The sequence below is a fragment of the Shewanella hanedai genome (assembly GCF_007197645.1).
Taxonomy (GTDB): Bacteria; Pseudomonadota; Gammaproteobacteria; order Enterobacterales; family Shewanellaceae; genus Shewanella; species Shewanella hanedai.
In genome coordinates, this window is the sequence record NZ_VKGK01000011.1 from 36,200 (window position 1) to 60,224 (window position 24,025).

The following is a 24,025-nucleotide window of genomic DNA, read 5'->3' on the forward strand; positions in this document are numbered from 1 at the left end:
CATGGTGTGCCCACATAGCAGTAGCCCTAAGCAAGCAGGTAGCCCTAAGCCAACAAATAGCCAAGAACGTCCAAAATCGAGCCAAACTCGGGAGATGGAAGACTCTATCCATACCGATTTTGAGGATGATATGTCCTACGGGGATTACCTCTGCCTTGAGCAAGTACTCACAGCCCAGCACCCTCAATCCGACGTCCCAGATGAGATGCTATTTATCATCATTCACCAAACCAGCGAACTCTGGTTAAAGCTGGCGGGCAACGAACTCGACACCATGATAAAAAATGTTCAGGAGGGGGATTTTAGTCATGCCTTCAAGGTGATCTCACGGGTGAAACAGATTTTAAATCAGCTCACCCAATCTTGGAATATCCTCTCCACGTTAACCCCTGTCGATTACCTCAAATTTAGAGACTCGCTCGGTCACTCCTCAGGCTTCCAATCTTACGGTTACCGCAAGATTGAGTTTCTACTGGGCAATAAAAACGCCAGCCTCATTCAGGTGCATGAAAGCGACCCTAAGGTACACAGCGAACTTAAAACGATACTCGAACGCCCCAGCCTTTACGATGAAGTCATTAAAGTACTGCATAAACAGGGGCTATCCATTGATGATGACGCTCTGAACCGTGACTTCAGCCAAGCTTATGAAACCAATGAGTCCGTTCTCAATGCGTGGCTCAGCGTCTACCGTAATGCCGATGAGCATTTTGAACTCTATGAACTGGCCGAGAAATTAATCGATATTGAAGATGCATTTCAGCAATGGCGCTTCAAGCACATGTACACAGTGCAACGTATCATTGGTAACAAGATGGGCACTGGTGGTTCATCCGGTGTTAGCTTTCTTAAAAAAGCATTAGATATCAGTTTCTTTCCTGAACTGTTTGAACTGCGGACACACCTCTAAATGTTGCCGCCACCCGATAAGACAATGCTAGCTCAAGCCTATCTTGAAAAAGAGTGCCTTGAACAAGCCCTTCTCGAGCAAGAGTACTCACCCAGTAGTTGTGTCGATGACATCATGATCTATATTCAGCAATATATAGATCAAAGCCAAACCGTCATCCAACAAGCTGTTGCTGACAACTCTGTACTCAGAAACCTGAGCTACGGTGACCCTCAGTGTAAGAATAAAGAGGATGAAGTGCTCGACCTCTTTCTTCCTACTCATCACAGCGTCAAAGCCCAAGAGGCTGCAACAGCTCAGGGAAAGAAGTTGCATGTCTTTATCCATGGCGGCTACTGGCAAGAACTCACCAAAGAGGAATCCGCATTTGCAGCCAACGCGTTCCAGCAAGCTGGCCACTACTTTGCCGTCATCAACTACAGCTTGGCACCTAAGGCGAGTTTAACTGAGATAGTGGAGCAAAACCGCCGCGCCCTTGTTTGGCTAGCCGCTAACGCCGATAGTCTGGGGTTCGATGCCAATGAGATCTACCTGTCAGGTAGCTCTGCTGGCGCACACCTCTGCCTAATGATGCTCCAAACCGATTGGCCAATCTACTTAGCTAAAAGTGACTTAGATAAAAGCCATTTGACTAGCGCTTACCAAGCAAATCAGCCAAACATTAACACCACTATTGAGCCCGTTCCTGCAGCAAAAGCTAACGCTAAGCAGCCCTTTATCAAAGGCGTCTGCGCCGTCAGTGGCATCTATGACATTGCGCCTCTGCTGAAAACCACTATCAATGATCCATTGCAGTTAACGGTACTTGAAGTCGAAGCCAATAGCCCTCTGCGACATTTAACCTTGAATCAATGCCCAGTGATTATCGCCTTTGGTGATAATGAAACCAGTGAGTTCAAACGCCAGAGTTTGGCTATGAAAGCTCAACTAGAGGAACAAGGGTTTGTTGTTACTTTCAGTGAGATTGCTGGTCGTAACCATTTCGATGTGATTTTGGATTTGGGTGTTAAAGGGGCTTGGTTATTTGAGGAAGTGCTCAAACAGATGGATTAGAGAGCTGTCTCACCACTGGGAAGAAGGACGGGCTTTGCCCTGCTAGGGCGGCACTACGTGCCTGCGAGAACGCTCGCAAGCTCACTTCTAGGACGCTCTGCTGCGATAAGGTCATGAGATCAATATTTAGCCTCTGACTGTGGCTTCTCTCCGTGTAGATAGCTTTGGCTTTGGTTTACTTTAAGAAAAGACAGTCTCACCACGGAGCGCTACGCTTTCACGGAGTACACGGAGAAAAGCTGGAGGTTTTCAAAAGCTTTCGAGCAGTTGCATCTCCCCTTGCCGCCCGACGAAGTTCATGCATTGAGTACGAGCCTCATACTCCAATAAAAATCACCTAGCGGCTCAGATGCTACATCCATGTAACTCCGAGCCTAATCCATCACCCATGATGGCTCTACGGGATTTTTAGTTACATATTTCGACAACTTCCAACGGGGACTTGTTATAACCTGCGGCGAAGTTTGGAGCTATGGGAGGACTAGAAGACCACTATCTGTTTCCAAAAGATGTACTATTCCTCACTTTCCCAAATATCGACATTAATGTTGTTCATTAGCGTCATCTATCAAACCATAATCCAGTCCATCTTCTCCAGTAGAGCTAAAGTGGGCAACGATGTATTGACTATACGACTCTACCATTGCATCGGGTACGTCATTGTCGACTAAGATAATTTGGCTTTTAATACCCAGTTTCTCAGCTTTTTCTGAGCTTGTTATTATTTGGTCATATATGTTTTTGTATTTAGATGGGTCGGAGACACCTTCTGAAACGTCAGCTTTTGTATCTGTTAATTCTTGATATCTTGGCTTTGTCGTTTTTCCTAAATATTTACCTACGGTATCAATGAGCAGTAGTTTGGGGTGATTCATTTCATGAGTATAAGAATAATCTAAAATTGATAACATATATCCAATAGAACAAATAGTTCTCAGCCCTCCCGATGTAATGGAGTAGTAGTCTTTATCTCTTATTACAGGAGCATAGGACTTTGAACTTATTGATATTCCGGTTCTTTTATTGATATGAACATTCTCTAAATAAGTGTTCAGAGAATCACCAAGATCATTAAGAACTAGGTCCATACTTGGGGTGCTGGCTTGAAGTGATGCAAGTTTGTCTTCCAGTTCACCTAATAATTTTATTTGGTTATCTAAGTATTCTTTAATTTTTACTTGTTGGTTTCTCATTTTTAGACTGGTTTGTTGAGCTTCCTTTTCTTTACTTAAGCTTGCTAACTCACTAACCAAAGTATCCCTTTGAGTCAAATAAGGGGTAATCATTTCAACGCTTTCGGTGTCTAACATAGTCCTAATTTTTGAGATGTCTTCTTGTACAGGGATTAGCCCCCTTTGTAGTGCTTGTGACTTATGGATGCTTGATTCGATAAGTGATGCAATGTCTCTTCTCCTATTTTTTAATGAAGCAAGCTCTTGGTTAAGCATATCTTTGGGGGATATTAAGTAATGGGTCTCCTCCATTGATGGCTTTATATCTTGCTCACATACAGGGCAGGGCAAAGCAGGGGTTGTAAGCTTGCTCATTAAAGAAACATCGCCAATCCTACCTTGTGCTACCAAAGTACTTTTTATTTTATTTATGTCATTGCCGTAATCATTTTTCAGTCGAGAGTACTTGTCTACTAGCTGGCCAGTTGATTGAATCTGGCTTTTTATTGATTTTTCGTTAAGTGATAATTCTTTGAAGATGGAATTGAGTTTGGCGTAATTCTCATTACTTGCAACCATTTCGCTGTTGAGGTTATTTAGCTCACCTGATAAATGATCACTCATCTCTTCGATTACTGCTAACTTAAAATCTATATCGTCTAGTGATTTACAGTTAGTATCTCTCAAAAATTCTGAAACAGTGTTTAACTTGGATTTTGTTAATTGTATTATTTTGGTTTTTAAGCCTATTTCCTGCTGCATTTCTGTGATGTTACTATCCAAAACATTAAAAATGTACTTAAACACCTCTCTGTTGATAGTTGCTTTTCCCCAGTTACCCAAGTCAAGAAAACTTTTGCTCCCAACGTCGTCCTGATTAAGGTAACAATATTTGAAGAGGCTTCTGAATCCGAGCCTTTGCATGTCCGAGGAGGCTTGAGTTGGTGCTTTTTTTATTTTGACTTTTGGGTAGTTTAAAGAGTCTAATAAAAAGTCAGAAAAGAAGCCATCAGGTGCATTGTTACTGATGAAATTTGGGCTGTAAATGTCCGGATGAAAGTTTGAAGTTTCATCAAATGTGCAAGGGTATACATTTACATAAGCGTTATTATCGTAGATTTCACGGACTATTGTTTTCGGTTTTCCATTTATATCTATTTCAAGGGCAGCATGCTTTACAGAGGTAGCAATTTCATCGCCAACTTCAATTGAACTACTTCCTAACAAATAGTTTATGAACTCTAAGATGCTCGATTTACCAGTATCAGAGTCACCATAAATAATATTTACCCCTGAATGAAATGTTGTGGTGTAGTTCTTTCTGACTCCGACCAGGATTAGCTTTTTAACTTGTATATATGAATGCATTTATTTGTCCTTAAATATGCTGTTAAGTGCGGAGTGTAGCTTGGAAGAGGTAATTGAAAGCAGAGGAGTTAGTGCTTCAATATAGAGGTTAACACTTTCAAAGTGTGCTTCCGTGAATTCGCTGGCCAACTTAACTCCATCTTCTGTCAAGTGAAAACTTAGGCCATTCTTAGGATCGTCGATAGCACCTAGCAAATTTAAACTTGCGAGTTTTCTGAGCAACAACCTAGTTTTTTTTATGTTAAACAGTTCATCTACATTTATTGCTAGACTGTCCATCGTATAAGTAGAATATTGTTTGAGATCTGGAGAACGTTTCCCTGTAGCCTCAAGGATTGCATTTATATGTGACGGGTGTTTTATAAGAAACATAAACACTTGAATTTTCGGTAAATCAAGCTTCAAACTCCCCTTAGTGTTTCGCGATAACTTATTGAGAATGAGAGTCATAATTGCAGTGTTTAAGTATAAATCCTCATCTATGGCTATATAAGGTAAGTTAAAGCTCATTATGAGCCCCCTCCCTTGATGTGCGAATCTGTAATATGGATGTATTCTTTTCCCAAATGATATCGGTATCAAACTTGTTTGATAACTGGTGTAGCATTCCCTTTTTATGGACAGAATCTAGACCACCTAAAATTTGGTTTAAAATTCGCTCGTCTTCATCTGTTATTCGCTGGTGAACAGAGGTGATGAATTTATCTGTAATTGTACCGTCTGCTATGTGTGCCTCTAATTCTTCTTGATACAGACACCTGATTTTACTATACAGTTTCTCGAGTTTTTTCCGGTCGGATTCACTTGTAAATACTTTTCTTGCCAGCTCGGCATTGTAAAAGTATTCCTTTGCATGCCCTTGAATTCTACTGTGAATATCAGCTAAAACCATTTTTATAACAAAGTATTCATTGGAGTATGCGTCAGGTTCAGCTAAAGATTGAAGAGGGACTTGGTTTTTAAACTCACCTTTCATTGTCTCAATATGTTTAATTACAACTTTAAAGGCCGATTCATCTACATCCTTAGGTTTACATATGGTTGAATGATCGGCATTTACAGCCATAGAATCTTTTTTCAATGCATCAATTGCCAGCGCGCTTTTTTTATCTACATACTTGTCGTGGCTTGCATAAATATATTTTGTGCACGGAGTATTTGGGGTTTGTATCCATTGTCTATTTAGCTTGTCGATTGTAGGGCTTAAAACACTTAAATCTTGAAGTTGTACGTTGCTTGAGACTAAACCACCGATATTGGCAATAAGTGCGCCAGAATGAGGCACAGCGAGAGATATTAATCCTCTAATATTACTAACATGATTTTCGTCTATTTGCTTTAAAATGCAAGATTTAGCTATTAGTCCACCCATACTGTGGGCAATGAAAATGATGTTATCGAAATCAGTAAGAGCTATCTCTGTCTTTAACAATTCAGATAGTTCTTCTATAGGGAGGTTTGTCTCTTTTGTCTTAAACGACGAAAATAGACCACGGAATAGACTTTTAGTTTTACCGTAAGTTTCGGTAAAAGTTGTAAAATAGTCGAAACAAGCAATATCAAAACCTGAAATGAAATCGGTTTGAGATTTTAAAAGTTCAGGGAAGGAGGTGTTATCGTCATATGACCAAGTTTCAAGCCCTCCTTTGAGACCATGTATAAAGACAATCAAGTTGGGTTTGTCATCCTTTTTTACCCAGTGAAACATACTCATCCGTATTTCCTTATTCTGAAATAATTGGCTAATTTATTGGGTACAATACAAATAAACACCTAAAGACAACTTAAAAAATCATTGCCTACCACCCAATTTATCATTGAAAACTAACTAATTTAATGCACTGGGAAATGCTCTTTGAAAGAGTCGAGTGAGGTAGGTAAGTTAGTGCTTTGAAGCCTTTGGCATTCAACACAAAGCGTTCTACTGTTTCATCCTTGATTGGCGCTGTTTTATTATTCAGTTTTCACTTATATAATAAAGGCTTGCCAGCATTTCCTTGATTATGGATACAATACCTTACTTACCGTATGGTATTCAATATCCCACAGGGAATATCATTAAAAAAGAGTAGTTTGCATCAAGATGTATCGCTAATTGACGGCGATAACAACAGTAAGGCCGAATCGAAGAGATTATTGAACAGGTGTAGGAGAGTTCGAGGGCTTCGATTTCAACAGCCAATTACTCGTAATCAATTGATTATAATCAATGTTTATAGAGTAAATCCAATCAAATTGATTGTGACTTGTCAGCCACCTGTTATCATCATTCGCAACTTTCAATAGATTGTTGTGTACTTAGTCGTGTAAAGCCCCTTAACACATTAAAAAGAGAATAAAATGAAAAAGATATTACTAGGTTTGTTTTTACTTGCTGCTACGGGCTGTTCAAGCAATGGCCTAACAGAGTTAAAGCAAATGGATTCAAACTTTGATAAAGAGATCGTTATGACAAACGATTCAAAACAAACGGCACAGGTTAGGAATATTGTCACTGGCTGGATGGTTGATAACGGTTATAAAGTATCTAAGGAAACTGCAAGTCCAAGTGCTCAATTAGATGACGATCAAGTTATGTTTGAGTTCAACGCTAACTGGTGGTGGGATATTGCAACTTATATGCGTTACGTAAACTTAGACGTTACTGATAACAAAGGAAACAAGGTGGCTCACCTTGATTTCGATTCAGTAAGGTACGGTGGTTTTGATAAGTTTGGAGATGCAGAGGAGAGGCTTAACATCATTATGGAAGTATTCTTCCAAAAAATCTCAATACAAGATGCTGAACATAAATTAGAGCATGGCAAAGATAAAAGCCCCAAACCTGCAATAACTTGTGCTTATGACTGCGAGAAAATAACTAATAAGACTTCGCTTTAATTAGAACAGTGAATAAGAGTGAATGTGGTTTTCACTCTTTCTCCTCTCCTCCCCCGTTACTCTCCGTAATAAAAGCTTTAGTTTAGATTGTTTAAGAAAAGGCAGTCTCACCACGGAGCGCTACGCTCCACAGAGTTCACGGAGAAAAGCTGGAGGTTTTCACAAGCTTTCGGGCAGTGGCTTCTCTCCGTGGTTCTCCGTGTTCAATAACGTCCATGTTTAGTTGCCAGTTCAGCATCCATGCTTCTCGTTCATAATCACATGGCTATGCCATATTCACCGTGGTGGATAGCTTTAGTTTGTAAATACCTAGATTTCTGATGTTTATAACAAGGGTAGTGAAAAGAGTAAAACCTCTACTTAAACCTCATAATATCTCTATATACTTCATTGAAAGCTATAAGTCACAATTAAGAGCTCAACTAATTAACCTTCAAGCCCCATTCTATTACTTCTTTAATAGTGGAACAAAGGTTACAACTTATAAAATTCAGCCCAAAAAACCATTTAAACTTTAATTCCAAGATTATTCGCAAGTTAGTTTGAATTATGTATAACACTTTAGTTTGAATCTTAAATATTTACACTCAACCTTACCCTTTCATATCAGTTAAATAGCAATACTCAGTCATAAATCCTCATTCGACTATGTACATTAATGATTTTTCACTGTGTTAGGTTAATATTGCTGAAACAATACAATGTGTAATATAAAGCCCAGCTTAAGCATTTGGAAATGTTTAAACACAAGGTTGATTAGAAAGGTGGGAGATAACTTCTATCACCTCTTAACACTTTGTAACTAGTGCTTATTGACTAAACTAGCAATAATCAAAGGATGGAATCTAATGAAACTAAATTTATTTACTAAATCAATTCGACTTGGTTTTACTGCAGCGACAATATCTCTGTTTTCTTCACAGGGGATGGCGGCCGATGCAAGGCTTATTCTTGCTGATAAAAATACTGCTATCGATAACCAATATATCGTCGTGTTTAAAAAAGATACTGCAAAATCCAAGCAATCATTTAATAAATTGGTAAGTCGAATGAGTGCCGAACACTCTATTAATGTTATTAAGCAATATAAATCCAGTTTGAATGGTGCTTTGGTTATCGCCAACGATGCGCAAATAGAAGCACTTCGTAAAGAAGCTGATATCGACTTTATTGAGCAAGATCGGAAATTCACGATTGAACCAGTGATCACAACACAAACAGATCAACCTAATCCAACCTGGGGACTAGACAGAGTTGATCAACGTAATTTACCCCTAAACAATCTCTATCAATATGATCAATATGATCAAGATGGTTCCTCTGTGACTGCTTATGTCATCGATACTGGTATTCGTAACACCCATAATGACTTTAACGGCAGAGCTTCAAGCGGCTGGGATTTTATCGACAACGATAACGATGCGAGTGACTGTAATGGCCACGGAACCCATGTGGCAGGCACCATAGGCGGTAGCGCTTACGGCGTGGCGAAAAACGTCAATTTGGTGGGTGTTAGAGTGCTGAACTGCTCTGGAAGTGGTACCTATTCTGGCGTGATCTCAGGTATAGAATGGGTCTCCAGTAATGCGAGTGGTCCATCGGTTGCCAATATGAGCTTAGGTGGCCCGAGTTCAGCAGCCGTTGATGCCGCGGTCAATGCAGCCGTTGCTAGCGGGATAACGTTTGTTGTTGCAGCAGGCAACGATAATGGTGCCAATGCCTGTACCCGCTCTCCAGCGGGGGCTGCCAATGCACTGACTGTTGGGTCTACGACATCGACAGATCAACGCTCTGGCTTCTCAAACATTGGTACATGCGTCAATATCTTTGCACCGGGTTCATCCATCACCTCAACTTGGCACACATCCAACTCAGCAAGCAATACCATCAGTGGCACCTCTATGGCTTCTCCCCATGTTGCCGGTGTTGCCGCTCTGATACTGCAGCAATCTCCAACGGCAACGCCAGCTATGGTGCTCAATACTCTGACCACCAACGGCACGCCAAATGTTATCGGTAATGTTGGCACAGGTTCTCCCAATGTATTGCTGTATTCAAAACTAAGCACCCAACCACCGACTCTACCGTCAGTGACACAGAAATGGGCAGATTTCAGCACTAACGACGGCTGGTCATCACAAGTGGTCGGCGATTTTGACGATGACGGACGTGATGACATTGCCAACTTCCATCCAAGTAATGGTACCTGGTGGGTATCACGCTCTACTGGTTCAAACTTCAACACCACTCAATGGTCAGATTACAGCACCAATGATGGTTGGACATCACAGGTTGTTGGCGATTATAACGGTGACGGCAAAGACGATATCGCTAACTTCCATCCCAGCAACGGCACTTGGTGGGTATCTTTGTCAAATGGCACCAGTTTTACCACTGCCAAATGGGCAGATTTCGGTACCAATAGTGGCTGGACAACTCAGGTTGCCGGCGACTTCAACGGTGATGGCAAAGATGATATCGCCAACTTCCACCCAAGTAATGGCACTTGGTGGGTAGCTTTATCAACCGGCTCAGGATTCACCACCGTTAAATGGGCGGATTTTTCAACTAATAGCGGCTGGACTACCCAAATTGTTGGAGACTACGACGGTGATGGTAAAGATGATATCGCCAACTTCCACCCAAGTAATGGCACTTGGTGGGTAGCCCGCTCTACAGGCTCTGGCTTCAGTGTATCTAAGTGGGCAGATTACAGCACCAACAGTGGCTGGACATCTCAACTTGCTGGGGATTATAACAATGATGGTCTGAGCGATATTGCCAACTTCCACCCAAGCAATGGCACTTGGTGGGTCTCTTATTCACTGGGCAGCAACTTTACTACCGATAAGTGGGCGGACTTTAGCACTAACAGCGGCTGGTCATCTCAACTTGCAGGGGATATCAGCGGTGATGGGCGAGATGATGTCGTGAACTACCACCCAAGTAACGGCACTTGGTGGTTATCAGAATCAAGCGGCAGTTCCTTCGCCACAAGTCTGTTAAGTGACTATTCAACCAATAGTGGTTGGAGCACTCAGGTACTAGGAGACTTTGATGGTGACGGAAGACAAGATATCGCTAACTTCCACCCAAGCAACGGTACTTGGTGGCTAACCTTTGCCGATTAATCTACGGTGCTAAAAACCACAGGCTACTTATTTGTAGCCTGTGGTGAACTGAAACCCTATCGGTTAACTGACATCCTGTAGTTAACCAGACCGTTCTCTTCAATAGAAAATACCCAAACATTTTGAGCTTGTTGATATTCAAAGCGATCACTTTCGCTATCTACCTTACTGAGCTGAGATAAGAAAATCTCAAGTTCAGGCTGTTGAAGTACGAAGCTACCTACTGAGGTATTTTGGTCAAGATCATTACTGACACTTATGTCTGTTACTGATTCAGGTAGAATATTGGGGAGCCAGCCGCGAGCAAAAAGTTGGCTTTTCGAAGCCTCTTTATATGTTGAGTAGTGACTATCGACAACATCACTGCATCCGACGATTAGAAAGGCAATAAGCAACACTAACGGTTTCATAATACTCCTAGGATGATAATTAGCGCCTCAATAGGGCTAAATATAATTAACTAAATAACAAGCCTTTATTAACGACAGTATTTTGGTGTCTTATAAATGTAATATGAAAACTGAATATTTTTTAATACAAGACCGCTTTTTACATCTATAATGTCAAGTAACGATAAGTACATAAATGTATAGCAACCAAGTATTTGCTACTAGCTTCCATTTAACCTTTACTCTGTAAGTTCACTAACAAGGCTTTTAATGTCCAGTAAAAAAATAGATCCAACCACGTTAAACTTTCTTCTAAAGCTCAGACGTGCAAAACAAATTGATACGTTAGAAACCATGACTGAAGCTCTCGAGAGACAGAACCCCCTGGCCAGCGATCAAGAAGCCATAGCGTTAGCTTGGGTGTTGCGAGAAAAAGAGATTAAAACTGGAGTTTCATCCATTTAACGATCTGAATGTCCTAAAGTGAGTTTTCCACTCGGATACATAAATACCCCCACTATTAGGAAATAAATAACACCTAAAGGGCAAGCTGGATCCTGAAACAAATTCAGGATGACGGCAAAAAACTCCCCATTAATAAGCATCAATACACGTCACAGTGTCTCATCTGGTTCTAATATCCAATCAAAAAATATATGCAGTCTTCATTCGAAGACTGAGCAATGACAATGTGCACAGAGTGTAACTTTTGTTGCCAAATAGTATATTCGACTTTGCTTTCATACTCCTAATATGTAGTATATTCCCTTGTGGTTACGTCTTTTAAAATCAGCCTCAATTTATATTACCATCGGGTTTTTAATAAGAAACAAGTATATATAACTAATAAACCCATCATTAGACGAGTTATAAGACCAAAAATGTAAAAAGGATATTACATGATCAAGCTTAGGAAAAATGGATAATCAGTGCATCTTTTGCTTTAACACTCACTGCCTGTTGAGGTGGGGGAGCTAACTCTGCAGAAGAGAACGTAGAAACTCCGCCGCCACCGCCTGAAACTATCGGCATGTCAGGCAAGGTGATAGATGGCTATGTGTCTAGCGTAACCGTCTGGCTGGACATAAACGGCAATGGTATTCTCGATACCAGTAATGAACCTTCAGTAATATCAGGTGCAGCAGGTAGTTATTCATTCGAATTCACCCAAGAGCAAGCCAGTTGTGTGCCTTATGCCACTTTGTATGTCGATGTGCCTATTGGCGCTATTGATGAAGATACTGGCGAGGTAACTGAGGCCTACCAGATGTCACTTCCCCCCACAGTGGCACCGTTAACTGATGATGATATTCGAAATATCTCACCATTAACCTCAGTATTGTGGCAGCAGATAGCTGAAAAATTAAAGGGAACAGGTAGCCTTGATTTAAGTTGTGAAAACTTAAAGCAGAACAATCAATTGCGAACGGATCTCAAGCGAGAGATCAGTGACGTAATGCGCAACCTTGTCAGCCATTACAATCTATCTGAGGCGCAAATTTTTGCCGACTTTATCGCAGATGCCGATAGTAAGGCTTATGATATTGCCCAAGCCATTGTCACAGGCCTTAAAGCCTCTTATGTCCATAAAAACAAGTTAGAGGCTCAATTCCCTGATTCTCGAGAGATCCGTGTGGTTATCTATCAAGATAGCGAAAAGGATGCTGACTTTGGTTTTGATAAAGCTTGGTACCGTGATTCAGTGATCTTTACTGCTACGGGTTACAGTTTCGAACAGGTGAAACTCAAAGAAAACTTATCTGATATAGACATAGCTCTAAGTAACTTAGTTCGGGTGGATACACCTTGGGGCAACCAAGCCTTATCGGGTCAATTTAGTCAGCGTGAAGATGCTTACTATAATACCGATGGCATCTATCGCTGCGCTTCATTTGAAAGGGTGAGTTTTAAACAAAATGGTAACCGTTTTGAGCTAATCAACTCATCAGATTATAGCTATTCAGATACTATCGAGAGCTGTGAGTATGATGCAAAAGCGCCAAACGTACGCGAACATTTCATCTCTTTTAAAGAAGGTGCTAAGAACTATTTCGCCGAATTTCACTTCAGAGAAGCACAAGCTGAATTTAAGTCCCTCCCTGACTGGGTTAATCTGAAAGATAAGGCTGAACAGCTAAATGCTACAGAGCTTATCGATCATCTATCTTTATTACCAAAAGGCTGGGATGAAGAGGTGCTAATCGATACTTTTCTTTGGCGTAAACGCGAATATGACAATATTGTTCAGGTCGACAAAGACAGTAATGGAGATTGGACCAGGGCAACGCTTCAAGAGGATAACACCAGGTTGTATGAATGCAGTACTGATGGTATCACTTGGGAAATCTGCCCTTCTTAGCTGCTAACCTGCCATGTTTAAAAGCGGTCGACACCACATCGACCGCTTTACATAACATGATGCATCCACATAGTACCTTAAAATAAATCATGGAATCCTAATGCAACAAATTTATCTATTCGATTGGGGTGACACTCTGATGGTCGACTTCCCTGGCATACAAGGAAAAATGTGCCATTGGGAGCAGATAGAAGCAGTTGAAGGAGCTCAAGAAGCGCTCAGTTACCTCTCACAACACAACCAAATCTACATCGCTACAGGCGCCGATGACTCATCAGAAGATGACATAAAGCTCGCATTTGAACGTGTCGATTTAACTCAATATATCTCAGGCTATTTTTGTAAAGCCAATCTTGGCTTATCCAAAGGTTCAGCTGAATTCTATTCAAGCATTATAGAAAAGTTAAATGTAACGCCAAACCAAGCCACTATGGTTGGCGACAACATTGAAAAAGATATTAAACCTGCGCTTGAAGCGGGACTTGGGGCAATTTGGTTCAATCCTACATTTAAGAATAATCACACTGATAAAAGTTTTAAACAGATAAACAAGCTTAAAGAGTTATGTATTTTTAGCGGCATATATCCAACAAATACACCCAGACTTTAACTCTGCAGGCACTCTTTTGTAGTCATCAACTTCATAATCGTCTGCTAAGGTTAATTCGTTGTCCGACAGCTCGAAAACTGTACCAGTAACTTCGTCTCCAACGTTACCGGTATACCTTAATATTAAATGCACATCCTTTCCGCTCTCTCTAATGACTCTTTCATCTGTAATCGTTATGTTGCTAACGATATACTTTGAAAGGGTATCTTTAAGTCCATCTAACTCCCTACCAAAATTGACTATCTGAACATTTTTTTGTTGCAGAGTCCCATAAGAAAACAATAATTCCATTTTCACCTCTTAATACTGATAACAGTCATTGCATAATCAACCTGCAATGGAGCACTAAACTAGTTCTGTTTATCCAGCCTAAAACTAACTCGTGAAGCCCTCTAAACCAGAGTGCCTCACTTCTTAACTCATCAAAAAGTTAACTCGTTAACCTTATCGCCAATAGTTATTTGCAATCGCAATCGTTTTAAACTCTATTGCAACTAGCTCTGCCGAGTACATTAACAATTGAGGGTTATCTATATATTTTTGTCTAACAGCCATCTTAACTTTCGGATCTCGTACAATAGTCCCAATCGTTTTTCTCACCATTTTCATAGCAAGCTCACGTCCTTCAAGTGGAGTTTTGGTAATCAAACTTGGCATGTAGTCTTCAGTCTTTTTCTCATCTGCCGCATATGCAGCCTGAAAAGGTGCAATTGATAAGAAAGATAAAAAAACAATTATTTTCAATATATTATTCATGATTGCTCTCCAGTAGATTCTATTTATAAATCAATACTCTGTTATTAGTATTGTTGTAATCAAACTTGGTTTCACATCCTTAAAAATTGACATGGCTAACCTCTCTATAAAATTGATCAGATAATAATGCGGAATAAAAACACACAAAAGTATCGAATCGATACCAATATTATAGAGATGCAATTGAAGAGTCAATAAAGAGTTTTATACATAACGGGTCTTTGTCACTAAGCAACTTTGCGAAGCTCTATCTGGCCATCCTCGACAACTAGCAGCGCCATACCTGCACTTTCTCTTAGAGGTATTCATAGCATCTTGCCGTTTGTTGCGAGAAGGAATTTGTATGCCAAATATGTTAGCTGTTGGCACTATCTGAGTATAAAGTTTAAAAGTACATGCAGCACATCACTTAAAAATCATTAATCACACAAAAAAGCCATCAACTTCCATTGATGGCTTTTGCATTAATCAGCTCAACCCTTTTGGGTTATTCAATCTATTTAGCGAGCCTTTCTTCGCTGTTCAGGCTCCTGTATATCATCCAGAATATCTTTATAGAGCTCCGGATACTTATCTTCGACATAAGCATCAAGGGTGAGTCTTTGTTCAAGCAAACGGTTCTCATTTTGCCAGTTATCCCATACCTGAGACTCACTGCCAACCAGATATTCCATCAGTGCTTTAGGCTGAACAATATCGACTCGGTCTTCTTCCATCATCAGCTTATGGGCAGTAAAAAGCTCCTGATCATATTGGGCAGCTAAATAGTGGAATAGATGTCCATCATAGTGATAGGAGATCATCTCTGCATATTCAACCAATATTGTTTCGCTATAATCATCAACAATCACCATGCCCATTTTATTGGCCTTACAGTCCCCTGGCGTGTGAGCATTGGTTTCACCTAACTTCAAACCATTATCGACACCATCATAGAAACCGTATGAAACCACTTTGTATTGACGGCATTGCTTTAAACTTCCAAAGGAGAAAATCGATCCTGATGGTGCAGGCTCAACATCCAACCATCCACGCCCATGATCAGAACTACCCCATGAACTTGGTGGCAGATCTCTTTTAGAACAAATAGAGTTCATTGAAGTCATGTTGCCCAGCTTTTTATAGCAAGTGCGCACAAACTCAAATGCTGCTGGGTTGGTATAGGTCACTTCAACATCTATAGAAGCTTCATATTTAGATGCTCCGGGTGCCACATCCACTACAGATATATTGCTGATCAACACATCGGGTTCAGGCTCTGGTAACGTGGATTGTTTATAAGTGCCAATCTTACGCCACTTGGCATTTTTCCATTTACCCCGCCAGTTTTTCTTCTCGCAGTAACACCACACCTTAAACTTGTATTCAGTATCTGAATTCAAGCCCGTAGCCGTAAAGTTGTTGGGAGCGGTGTAACTTTCCACACCACCACACACATTCAACGTAGGTGTCTTGCGATAGCAAACTTTATAGCTGCTACCGACGTGATTGTAATTGCCGCTTGGCACCGTCCAAGTGACCGATATTGCACTATCATCACTTCCCGTTGACCATACAGAACCAATTCCTCCAGCGGCATTGGCTCCGCTACAAACCAAAAGAAGTAACAGAGACAACGAGAGTTTTATGGCTCTACTTAAATCCTTAGGCTTGCTTCTGATACTTAACAAAACCGACACTGACTTATGCCGTAGATACTGCGCTATTTTATTTTTCATTCCATGACTCCTTGTCTAATACCAATCAGTATAAGAAGTTGATCAACTCAGAGTGTTTTTTGGCAAACTAATTCAAGGCGAATGGATGACATAATGGTTGTTCCCTTATGAGTTCATTCAACACAGAAGTAGGCAGCCAAAAACACTCCTTACAGGCGAGTTTTAGCAGTCCTGATCCTGTGTTAACCGTAGAATAACTATGCTCTTCACTCGTTGCCTTGCCTCAGGATCGCTAAACTCTCGCTGAGCGATCAAATCTTTATACTGATTGGTATAACACTCGATTTAGAGTGCCAAGGTATATGCCTGATGCTGACTGAATGGAACATATTCTCAGGGCAAAATAGGGGTTAATGGGGTAAAAGCAGGAAAAGTTGAGTAAGAACAAGTAACGTAAACCGAGTGATATAGACCTTTCTGTTAGAGAATAAAAATGAACACTCAGCTCACCTTTTAGCGACAATATCGATCGATTTACAGACAAAACTCCGCAGAAATAAAGAATAATAAGGCAGTAAATTAAAGCCTCACACTAACTAGTCATGCGGTTCGGTATAGGCTTTCATACCGACACCAGCACCGTATCAGATAATATACAATCAAGGAGCGAACCTAATTAAGCTGATGTTAAAGGCTATCCAAAAATGCCTCCTAAACACCAAAGTAGCAATTTAGGTAATATCTTAACCCCAGAATGCATCTTCTTTACTTTGATTTTCAGAGAATAACCAAACTTCGATAATTTTCCCCCCCTCCAAACGAAATAGATCCAAACCTTGCATATCAATTTCAGCACTATTTTTCTTACCACTAAAGTGAACAGGGACAGACACTAGATCCTCATTAGCCATTGCAGAAGTAATCGGCTTTACCGCGAAACTTCCTAATGAGTCCTCCATCATCCCCCCAATCATGGCTCCAATGTCGCTAAAGCTTCGTTTATCTCCAGAGAATTTATTGCGTCCCGGTTGGTGCCAAACCACCCCTTCTGCAAACGTGCTAGCAAATGTCTCCATATCCCCATTAGCTAACGCATTAAAATAGCTATTGATAACTGATAAGTTGGTTCCCTGCTGAGTGTTATTTTTCATGTTCTTAACCTAATTTTATTAACGTTATTTAGTATGTTTTTACTATATGCTAATTTAAAAAACAAAATAAGAGCGGTAAAATCAATTTAACTGGTACGAAAAACGGAATAATAATGAAGCTTTCAAAACTAAAGGCTATGGCAGTATTTGCGGCAGTGGTTGATTGCGGTAGCTTCAATAAAGCAGCAAAATTACTCGGGATAAGTCGTCCAGCCGTTAGCGAACAGATCAAGAAATTAGAACAGCTATTATCAGTCCGGCTGCTACAACGCACCACTCGAAACTTATCCTTAACTCAGGAGGGGGAAAAAATCCTTCCTTTAGCTCAAAGTGTATTGGAATCGCTTGATTTAGTTAGTAATGTATTGACTGAAGATGAACCTAAGGGCGTTATCCGAATCACCGCTACTTATGACTTTACCAGCCAATGGTTACTTCCTAAGCTGTCCGCTTTCAGTCGTATTTACCCTAAGGTGCAGTTTGATCTCGTCATCTCGGATGAACGGCTTAACATGATTAGTGAACGAATAGATATCGCGCTGAGAGCGGCAAACATTGAAGAAGACGGTTTTGTAGCACGCCCTATCTTTAATGACCGATTGCAATTATATGCATCGCCAACCTACCTGGACTCATTGAGTAAACCTGTATCGATAGATAACTTGGAACAGCAAACTTGGATTTTACTCGATCAGCTGATGCCAAATAATGAGTTGACCATAGAAAATGACCTTGAAAAGTACCACTGCAAGCCAACTCACTTTGATAAAATTAATTCACCAGGAATTATGAATGAGCTTATTTTATCAGGACGAGGGGTTGGCTGTCTTATTGACCATATTGCTCGAGATAATGTAAAAAAGGGAAAATTAATCAAACTATTGCCTGACTGGCACAGCCGTAGTTTAACCTTTTTCCTCCTGTATCCAAGTCGACAACACTTACCTAAAAGAGTTAGGTTGTTAATCGACTTCTTACTGCAATCCCCCTCTGCTATTGACTTAGACACTCACAAAGAGAGCCCTTAATCATATTAAGTTGTAACCAATCTAATTAAAGGAATAGAAACATTCATGAACAGATATATCATCTTACTCAGGGGCGTGAATGTAGGCGGCAATAACATACTCCCCATGAAAGAACTCAAGTGTCTCTTGGAAGACAATGGTTTTAAAAACGTCACCACTTATATTCAGAGCGGCAATCTTGTTCTTCAAGGAGATAAGTGCCCTGAAAAGAGGATTGGTGATTTAATTGAAAGCCAGTTTGGTTTCAAGCCTGCAGTTCTTTCTCTCACCGAGAGTGAGTTCAAACTCGCTATGACTAACTGCCCCTATCAAGGTTTTGAAGGTAAGTTTGTCCATTTCTACTTTTGCCAAGAAGCACCAAAAATAGATAAAACAAAAATGTTAACATTAGCGACAGAGACTGAGCGTTATGAGTTAATAGATAGCGTATTTTATCTGCATGCCCCTGATGGTATTGGCCGCTCTAAACTGGTCGCCAATATCGAGTCCTGTTTAGGCGTACCGGCAACGGGTCGAAACCTAAATACCATCAAAAAACTAATATCAATCAATATGAGTCTCATGACTAACGACTAATAAGCTGCACCGTGATAATGGAAGAAGTCGTTAATAGCAAGAATGAGAGTATAAGGGAAGAATATAAAGCCGCGATTATGCGGCTTATTTATCGTTGACTAGCTGATTTATTTTTTAGTTAATAGATTTTAGCCACAACTTTATCACTGACAATATTACCTTTTGAATCTTCAACCCACACGGTAGAGTTATATTTGCTGAGTTCACCGGTAACACTGTATGTTTCATTCGCGATTGGATCGAATGATACGTTACCAGAAACCAACATATTCTCGCCGATTAAGGTTTGACCGTCTTGCATAAATTGAACAAAACCTGCGATGGTAAATTCTTGCTCTTCAGTAGTGACAGCTCGATTGACCATATAAGGGGTAATTATCTCTTTTCGACCCATATTTTGTAGTCGAGTTCGATAACTCGCATTCTCAATGACGTTCTCATCGACTTGGGTTAACACAAAAAGATGCGCCTGGGAGCCTGTGTAGTGTGTATATGTATCATTCACACTCGCCGTCGTCCCTGAATATCCCTCAGGAACCGATGCCTGAAAGCTCATACAACCCGCTAAGTTAAGTAAAATAATACTTATCGCAATACTTTTAAATTTCACGTTTAATTTACTCCATCAATTTAAAAAACCACACTTGTAATATGTATAATTTATTGATTTAGATGAATATGATAAACAACCTCTGTAAGCGTTATGCGAAATAGAAATCTGTTCGCGATCTTGAAATGTTATCTACATATTCAGCCAGTTACGATTTAACTCTACATGACGCTTTTTTACTTAACAAGTTCGAATTTGTATCATAACGGCAACTAATTAAACTTTTTATTAACATTAGTATTAGGCAATATATTTAAGAACAAGCCCTCATGCTCGCTGCAAAGAAGTGCAACCCATTAGACAAAATAATCACGCAGAACTGGTGTTACGCAAAAAATACAGGTAGGGAGCCATACCAACCAAAGGCACGGTGAATGGAAGACAAAAAATCTTCCACCATGGATGGCAATAAACTTGATGACAGAAACCTGATAGATGATAAAATGTCGACCAATTTTATTTTCAGTACTGGATATCGGTAATGCGCGTTAGCAAGTACCTGCTTTCAACTCAAAAAGAGACCCCTGCAGATGCAGAAGTGGTCAGTCATCAATTAATGTTACGTGCCGGCATGATCCGTCGTAACGCTTCAGGCCTATACAGCTGGTTACCGACAGGACTTCGCGTTCTGCGCAAGGTAGAAGCCATTGTCCGTGAAGAGATGAATAAAGCCGGTTCTGTTGAAATTCTTATGCCTATGGTTCAGCCTGCTGATCTTTGGGTTGAAACAGGCCGTCTTGATAAATTTGGTCCTGAGCTTTTGCGTTTCCAAGATCGTCACAACCGTGATTTCGTGCTTGGCCCAACTCACGAAGAAGTGATCACCGATATCGTGCGTAAAGAGGTCAACTCTTACAAGCAGTTGCCACTGAATCTGTTTCAAATTCAAACTAAATTCCGCGATGAAGTACGTCCCCGTTTCGGTGTCATGCGTTCACGTGAATTCTTGATGAAAGATGCTTACTCTTTCCACTTAGATCAAGAAACAATGGATGAAACCTACGAGACAATGTTCCAGGCATATAGCAATATTCTTAATCGCCTAGGTTTAGCGTTCCGTCCAGTCATGGCTGACACTGGCTCTATCGGTGGCAGCATGTCACACGAGTTTCACGTTTTAGCGAACAGTGGTGAAGACTTAATTGCTTACTCAACTGAGAGCGATTACGCAGCCAACATCGAGAAATGTGAAGCGCCAATGCCTTCAGAAACTCGCGCAGCTGCCACACAAGAGATGACCTTAGTTGACACGCCAAATGCAAAAACCATTGCTGAATTGGTTGAGCAACACGGCATTGCTATCGAAAAGACAGTGAAAACCCTTATCGTTAAAGGCGCAACAGAGGAAGTACCTTTAGTTGCTCTTGTTATTCGAGGTGACCACGACCTTAACGAAGTGAAAGCAGAGAAAATTGAAGCGGTACTTGCACCGTTTGAATTTGCTGACGAAGCTGATATTCGTAAAGCGATTGGTGCAGGTGCTGGTTCTATCGGCCCTGTTGGTCTTGAAATTCCTGTCTATATCGATCATGGCGTGAACGTGATGAGTGATTTCGGCGCGGGTGCAAACCAAGATAACAAACATCTGTTTGGGATTAACTGGGAACGCGATCTTCCACAGGCTGAAGCGTTCGATCTACGTAACATTATCGAAGGTGAGCCTAGCCCATGTGGCAAAGGCATTATCGCCCTGCTTCGTGGTATCGAAGTCGGTCATATCTTCCAGCTTGGAGACAACTACTCTAGCGCAATGAACGCTAACGTACTCGACCAAAACGGTAAGGCTAAGACCTTACTGATGGGTTGTTACGGCGTCGGTGTTAGCCGTATGGTTGCTGCAGCCATTGAGCAGAACCATGATGACCGTGGTATCACTTGGCCAGATGCAATTGCACCTTTCCGCGTTGGTATCTTGCCGATGAACATGCACAAATCTCATCGCGTTCAAGATATGGCGGAACAGCTATATAAAGATCTGAACGATGCTGGTATCGAAGTGCTGTTTGATGATCGTAAAGAGCGCGCTGGTGTGATGTTTGCCGACATGGAATTGATTGGTCTGCCTCACGTCGTCGTCATTGGTGACCGTAATATCGATGCAGGTGTGTTCGAATATAAGAACCGCCGCACTGGTGAGAAGCAAGAAGTCCCATTTGATCAAATCGTTGAGTTCTTAAAGTCAGCTCAATAAGCATTATCGCTGACCAAACTTAATGAAAACGCCGATGATTATTCATCGGCGTTTTTTTATGGCTAAATGACAGAGTCATCCCATCAAAATAGCTTAGCGACTATCTTCAATCACAATGCCGTCATCGGGTAAACTGCCCACAGCCAGTAATTCAACATCGGCAGATAACTGAGTCACCGACCTTATTGATCTTTGGATCGCTAAGATATCGGCAGAGCTCAGAGCATCCTCTGCTAGCTCACAGCGCAAACATATGGTGTCGTTATTGTTTTGACTTGAAACTACCAGCCTCACTTTATGCAACCCACTGTGATGCAGTCTAATTCGCTCAATTTGCTCCGGATGAATAAACAGACCTTTAACTTTTGTGGTTTGATCAGCCCGCCCTAACCAGCCTTTAAGCCGCATATTGCTGCGGCCACATTCACTTTCTCCCGCCAATACAGCGGATAGATCCCCAGTCGCAAAGCGCACCAAGGGATAATCACGATTAAAACTGGTGACCACAACTTCCCCCACTTCCCCTTCTGCAACGGGATTTTTGCTACCAGGACGCACGATTTCAACCAGAATATCTTCTGCCACCACCAAACCTTGTTCACTGACACTTTCAAAGGCGATTAACCCAATGTCAGCAGTAGCGTAGGCTTGCTTAACCTCAATTCCAGCCTTGCCAAAAGTCGACTTTAAAGACGCAGTTAATGCCTCTCCACTCACTAAAGCTTTGGTTATCGCACTGATATCTTTGCCCTGCAGCTTGGCTTTCTCAAGCAGTATATTTAAAAATGAGGGGGTGCCACAGTAGCCATTGGGCGCTAAGTTCTCAATCATCTCAAGCTGAATGTCAGTCTGTCCCGGCCCTGCGGGGATCACTGTACAACCACATGCTTTGGCACCTGAATCCATGATAAACCCACCTGGTGTGAGGTGATATGAAAGACAATTTTGTACAGTATCTCCCGCCCTAAAACCTGCAGCAAAAAAAGCCTGCCCCATACGCCACCAGTCATGAACATCGCCTTCGGGTTCATAGATAGGGCCTGGTGATTGAAACAATCGTCCTACTGCTCCACCTTTGGGGGTCATGCCACCAAAAGGCCGCTGCGCAGCCTGCAGCTTTATCAGATCTGACTTGCGAGTGATGGGCAGCTTAGATAACTGCATTCTGGAGTTAACTGCGCTCACATCAATATCCGCTAACAGCTGACGGTAATAGTCACAGCTGTTTTTAGCGTATGACAACAAATCAGCTAAATCCGACAGTAAATGTGTTTCTCTCAACTTAGCTGGCTGCGCTTCTTTTGAATTATAAAATGGTGACATGATGCCTCCTACAACCAGCGCTTGCGGCGCTTATAAGATTTAAGATTCTTGAAACTTTTACGGGTCTCTTTGCCGCCGCCCAAATAGAACTCTTTGACATCTTCGTTATTGAGTAATTGCTCCTTGCTACCATCGAGCACTATCTTGCCCGACTCCATGATGTAACCGTAATTCGCGGCTTTCAGGGCATAATTGGCATTTTGCTCCACCAGCAACATCGTTATCCCTTGGTCACGATTAATTTTCTCTATGATGCCAAACACCTCTTTCACCAATAGTGGTGAGAGTCCCATTGAAGGCTCATCAAGACAGATCATCTTAGGGCGCGCCATTAACGCGCGGCCAATGGCTAACATCTGTTGCTCCCCGCCAGATAAATAACCTGCAAGCCCGGTACGCTCTTTTAAACGAGGAAAATAATTAAACACCATCTCGATATCTTGATTAACTTGGCCGTCATTACGGGTATATGCCCCCAGCTTTAAGTTCTCAATCACGCTCATGTCTTCGATAATTCGTCGCCCCTCCATCACCTGAAACAGACCTGAACGCACCACATCTTCGGCATTTTTAGCGTCAATTCGTTCACCCATAAAATGAATATCACCGCGAGACACCTCACCATTCTCGGTCTTCAGCAAACCCGAAATCGCTTTAAGTGTGGTGGACTTTCCCGCTCCATTCGGCCCCAGTAATGTCACAATTTCACCTTGAGGCACATCGATACTCACTCCTCGAAGCACTTGAATAACATCGTCATAAACCACTTCGATATTATTGACCGATAAAAGTGGGCTTTGTGGCTTTAACTGCACTGCTTGTGTCATAACAACTCCAACCTAACAACCTTGTACCTGGCA

21 protein-coding genes are annotated in these 24,025 nt (G+C 41.3%); 10 read left to right on the forward strand and 11 right to left on the reverse strand.

All coding sequences use genetic code 11. The annotated features are described in order from the left end of the window. The first annotated feature begins 1 nt into the window (after nt 1). Nucleotides 2–910, forward strand: a complete 909-nt coding sequence (kynA, locus tag FN961_RS10625) for a tryptophan 2,3-dioxygenase (protein WP_229814673.1) — start codon at nt 2–4, stop codon at nt 908–910. After that, nucleotides 911–1,963 (forward strand): alpha/beta hydrolase, encoded by a 1,053-nt coding sequence (locus FN961_RS10630; RefSeq protein ID WP_144040163.1) that lies wholly within the window; start codon nt 911–913, stop codon nt 1,961–1,963. 542 nt (nt 1,964–2,505) lie between these two features. Here the strand turns inward: FN961_RS10630 and FN961_RS10635 are convergent. Genes FN961_RS10635 through FN961_RS10645 form a run of 3 tightly spaced genes read right to left on the reverse strand, consistent with a single transcriptional unit; the run spans nt 2,506 to nt 6,217 of the window. Further along, nucleotides 2,506–4,503 (reverse strand): ATP-binding protein, encoded by a 1,998-nt coding sequence (locus FN961_RS10635; RefSeq protein WP_144040164.1) that lies wholly within the window; start codon nt 4,501–4,503, stop codon nt 2,506–2,508. Next, nucleotides 4,504–5,013, reverse strand: a complete 510-nt coding sequence (locus FN961_RS10640) for an ABC-three component system middle component 4 (RefSeq protein WP_144040165.1) — start codon at nt 5,011–5,013, stop codon at nt 4,504–4,506. It lies immediately after the preceding gene. After that, a complete protein-coding gene (locus FN961_RS10645; RefSeq protein ID WP_144040166.1) occupies nt 5,003–6,217 on the reverse strand; it encodes an ABC-three component system protein in 1,215 nt (404 codons plus the stop codon). The genes FN961_RS10640 and FN961_RS10645 overlap by 11 nt, the downstream gene beginning before the upstream one ends. A gap of 626 nt (nt 6,218–6,843) precedes the next feature. Here FN961_RS10645 and FN961_RS10650 point away from each other — a divergent pair. Both FN961_RS10650 and FN961_RS10655 read left to right on the forward strand, forming a co-directional pair. Beyond that, nucleotides 6,844–7,383, forward strand: coding sequence for an Sbal_3080 family lipoprotein (locus tag FN961_RS10650; protein WP_144040167.1), 540 nt, complete (start codon nt 6,844–6,846; stop codon nt 7,381–7,383). A gap of 848 nt (nt 7,384–8,231) precedes the next feature. Continuing rightward, nucleotides 8,232–10,514, forward strand: a complete 2,283-nt coding sequence (locus FN961_RS10655; protein ID WP_144040168.1) for a S8 family serine peptidase — start codon at nt 8,232–8,234, stop codon at nt 10,512–10,514. Nucleotides 10,515–10,570: 56 nt separating this feature from the next. Here the strand turns inward: FN961_RS10655 and FN961_RS10660 are convergent, their stop codons facing one another. After that, entirely contained in the window at nt 10,571–10,924 is a 354-nt protein-coding gene (locus FN961_RS10660) for a YbbD-related protein (RefSeq protein WP_144040169.1), read from the reverse strand. A gap of 249 nt (nt 10,925–11,173) precedes the next feature. Between FN961_RS10660 and FN961_RS10665 the strand changes: the two genes are divergently transcribed. From FN961_RS10665 to FN961_RS10675, 3 genes are all read left to right on the forward strand, one after another. Further along, nucleotides 11,174–11,368, forward strand: a complete 195-nt coding sequence (locus FN961_RS10665) for a hypothetical protein (protein ID WP_144040170.1) — start codon at nt 11,174–11,176, stop codon at nt 11,366–11,368. Nucleotides 11,369–11,933: 565 nt separating this feature from the next. Further along, on the forward strand, nt 11,934–13,262 hold the full coding sequence (locus FN961_RS10670; RefSeq protein ID WP_229814672.1) for a hypothetical protein: 1,329 nt from the start codon (nt 11,934–11,936) through the stop codon (nt 13,260–13,262). 100 nt (nt 13,263–13,362) lie between these two features. After that, complete coding sequence (locus tag FN961_RS10675) at nt 13,363–13,872, forward strand: HAD family hydrolase (protein WP_144040171.1); 510 nt, start codon at nt 13,363–13,365, stop codon at nt 13,870–13,872. Here the strand turns inward: FN961_RS10675 and FN961_RS10680 are convergent. From FN961_RS10680 to FN961_RS10700, 4 genes are all read right to left on the reverse strand, one after another. Beyond that, nucleotides 13,825–14,163, reverse strand: a complete 339-nt coding sequence (locus FN961_RS10680) for a gamma-glutamylcyclotransferase family protein (protein ID WP_144040172.1) — start codon at nt 14,161–14,163, stop codon at nt 13,825–13,827. The genes FN961_RS10675 and FN961_RS10680 overlap by 48 nt on opposite strands. Before the next feature lie 153 nt (nt 14,164–14,316). Next, nucleotides 14,317–14,628 carry a hexameric tyrosine-coordinated heme protein gene (locus FN961_RS10685; RefSeq protein WP_144040173.1) on the reverse strand — a complete coding sequence of 104 codons (312 nt, stop codon included), beginning with the start codon at nt 14,626–14,628 and terminating at the stop codon, nt 14,317–14,319. A 500-nt stretch (nt 14,629–15,128) separates the two neighbouring features. Next, nucleotides 15,129–16,346 (reverse strand): fibronectin type III domain-containing protein, encoded by a 1,218-nt coding sequence (locus FN961_RS10690; RefSeq protein WP_144040174.1) that lies wholly within the window; start codon nt 16,344–16,346, stop codon nt 15,129–15,131. 683 nt (nt 16,347–17,029) lie between these two features. Then, a complete protein-coding gene (locus FN961_RS10700; protein WP_144040175.1) occupies nt 17,030–17,437 on the reverse strand; it encodes a nuclear transport factor 2 family protein in 408 nt (135 codons plus the stop codon). A 113-nt stretch (nt 17,438–17,550) separates the two neighbouring features. Here FN961_RS10700 and FN961_RS10705 point away from each other — a divergent pair, with 113 nt between their 5' ends. Next, a complete protein-coding gene (locus FN961_RS10705; RefSeq protein WP_185972771.1) occupies nt 17,551–18,465 on the forward strand; it encodes a LysR family transcriptional regulator in 915 nt (304 codons plus the stop codon). 45 nt (nt 18,466–18,510) lie between these two features. Next, the gene (locus FN961_RS10710) at nt 18,511–19,041 is read left to right on the forward strand and encodes a DUF1697 domain-containing protein (RefSeq protein WP_144040176.1); all 531 of its coding nucleotides are present in this window, start codon (nt 18,511–18,513) and stop codon (nt 19,039–19,041) included. Between the two features lie 118 nt (nt 19,042–19,159). Here FN961_RS10710 and FN961_RS10715 read toward each other — a convergent pair whose 3' ends face one another. Then, nucleotides 19,160–19,651: a hypothetical protein gene (locus FN961_RS10715; protein WP_144040177.1), complete on the reverse strand. Its 492-nt coding sequence runs from the start codon at nt 19,649–19,651 to the stop codon at nt 19,160–19,162. A 481-nt stretch (nt 19,652–20,132) separates the two neighbouring features. Between FN961_RS10715 and FN961_RS10720 the strand changes: the two genes are divergently transcribed. After that, entirely contained in the window at nt 20,133–21,842 is a 1,710-nt protein-coding gene (locus tag FN961_RS10720; RefSeq protein WP_144040178.1) for a proline--tRNA ligase, read from the forward strand. Between the two features lie 93 nt (nt 21,843–21,935). Here FN961_RS10720 and FN961_RS10725 read toward each other — a convergent pair whose 3' ends face one another. After that, complete coding sequence (locus FN961_RS10725; RefSeq protein ID WP_144040179.1) at nt 21,936–23,165, reverse strand: phenylacetate--CoA ligase family protein; 1,230 nt, start codon at nt 23,163–23,165, stop codon at nt 21,936–21,938. 8 nt (nt 23,166–23,173) lie between these two features. Next, nucleotides 23,174–23,992 carry an ABC transporter ATP-binding protein gene (locus FN961_RS10730; protein ID WP_144040180.1) on the reverse strand — a complete coding sequence of 273 codons (819 nt, stop codon included), beginning with the start codon at nt 23,990–23,992 and terminating at the stop codon, nt 23,174–23,176. Between the last annotated feature and the right edge of the window lie 33 nt (nt 23,993–24,025).

Bases quoted from the DNA above. Each gene is read 5' to 3' on its own strand.
- kynA (WP_229814673.1), top strand. From the start codon at position 2: ATGGTGTGCCCACATAGCAGTAGCCCTAAGCAAGCAGGTAGCCCTAAG.
- FN961_RS10630 (WP_144040163.1), top strand. From the start codon at position 911: ATGTTGCCGCCACCCGATAAGACAATGCTAGCTCAAGCCTATCTTGAA.
- FN961_RS10635 (WP_144040164.1), bottom strand. From the start codon at position 4,503: ATGCATTCATATATACAAGTTAAAAAGCTAATCCTGGTCGGAGTCAGA.
- FN961_RS10640 (WP_144040165.1), bottom strand. From the start codon at position 5,013: ATGAGCTTTAACTTACCTTATATAGCCATAGATGAGGATTTATACTTA.
- FN961_RS10645 (WP_144040166.1), bottom strand. From the start codon at position 6,217: ATGAGTATGTTTCACTGGGTAAAAAAGGATGACAAACCCAACTTGATT.
- FN961_RS10650 (WP_144040167.1), top strand. From the start codon at position 6,844: ATGAAAAAGATATTACTAGGTTTGTTTTTACTTGCTGCTACGGGCTGT.
- FN961_RS10655 (WP_144040168.1), top strand. From the start codon at position 8,232: ATGAAACTAAATTTATTTACTAAATCAATTCGACTTGGTTTTACTGCA.
- FN961_RS10660 (WP_144040169.1), bottom strand. From the start codon at position 10,924: ATGAAACCGTTAGTGTTGCTTATTGCCTTTCTAATCGTCGGATGCAGT.
- FN961_RS10665 (WP_144040170.1), top strand. From the start codon at position 11,174: ATGTCCAGTAAAAAAATAGATCCAACCACGTTAAACTTTCTTCTAAAG.
- FN961_RS10670 (WP_229814672.1), top strand. From the start codon at position 11,934: ATGTCAGGCAAGGTGATAGATGGCTATGTGTCTAGCGTAACCGTCTGG.
- FN961_RS10675 (WP_144040171.1), top strand. From the start codon at position 13,363: ATGCAACAAATTTATCTATTCGATTGGGGTGACACTCTGATGGTCGAC.
- FN961_RS10680 (WP_144040172.1), bottom strand. From the start codon at position 14,163: ATGGAATTATTGTTTTCTTATGGGACTCTGCAACAAAAAAATGTTCAG.
- FN961_RS10685 (WP_144040173.1), bottom strand. From the start codon at position 14,628: ATGAATAATATATTGAAAATAATTGTTTTTTTATCTTTCTTATCAATT.
- FN961_RS10690 (WP_144040174.1), bottom strand. From the start codon at position 16,346: ATGAAAAATAAAATAGCGCAGTATCTACGGCATAAGTCAGTGTCGGTT.
- FN961_RS10700 (WP_144040175.1), bottom strand. From the start codon at position 17,437: ATGAAAAATAACACTCAGCAGGGAACCAACTTATCAGTTATCAATAGC.
- FN961_RS10705 (WP_185972771.1), top strand. From the start codon at position 17,551: ATGAAGCTTTCAAAACTAAAGGCTATGGCAGTATTTGCGGCAGTGGTT.
- FN961_RS10710 (WP_144040176.1), top strand. From the start codon at position 18,511: ATGAACAGATATATCATCTTACTCAGGGGCGTGAATGTAGGCGGCAAT.
- FN961_RS10720 (WP_144040178.1), top strand. From the start codon at position 20,133: ATGCGCGTTAGCAAGTACCTGCTTTCAACTCAAAAAGAGACCCCTGCA.
- FN961_RS10725 (WP_144040179.1), bottom strand. From the start codon at position 23,165: ATGTCACCATTTTATAATTCAAAAGAAGCGCAGCCAGCTAAGTTGAGA.
- FN961_RS10730 (WP_144040180.1), bottom strand. From the start codon at position 23,992: ATGACACAAGCAGTGCAGTTAAAGCCACAAAGCCCACTTTTATCGGTC.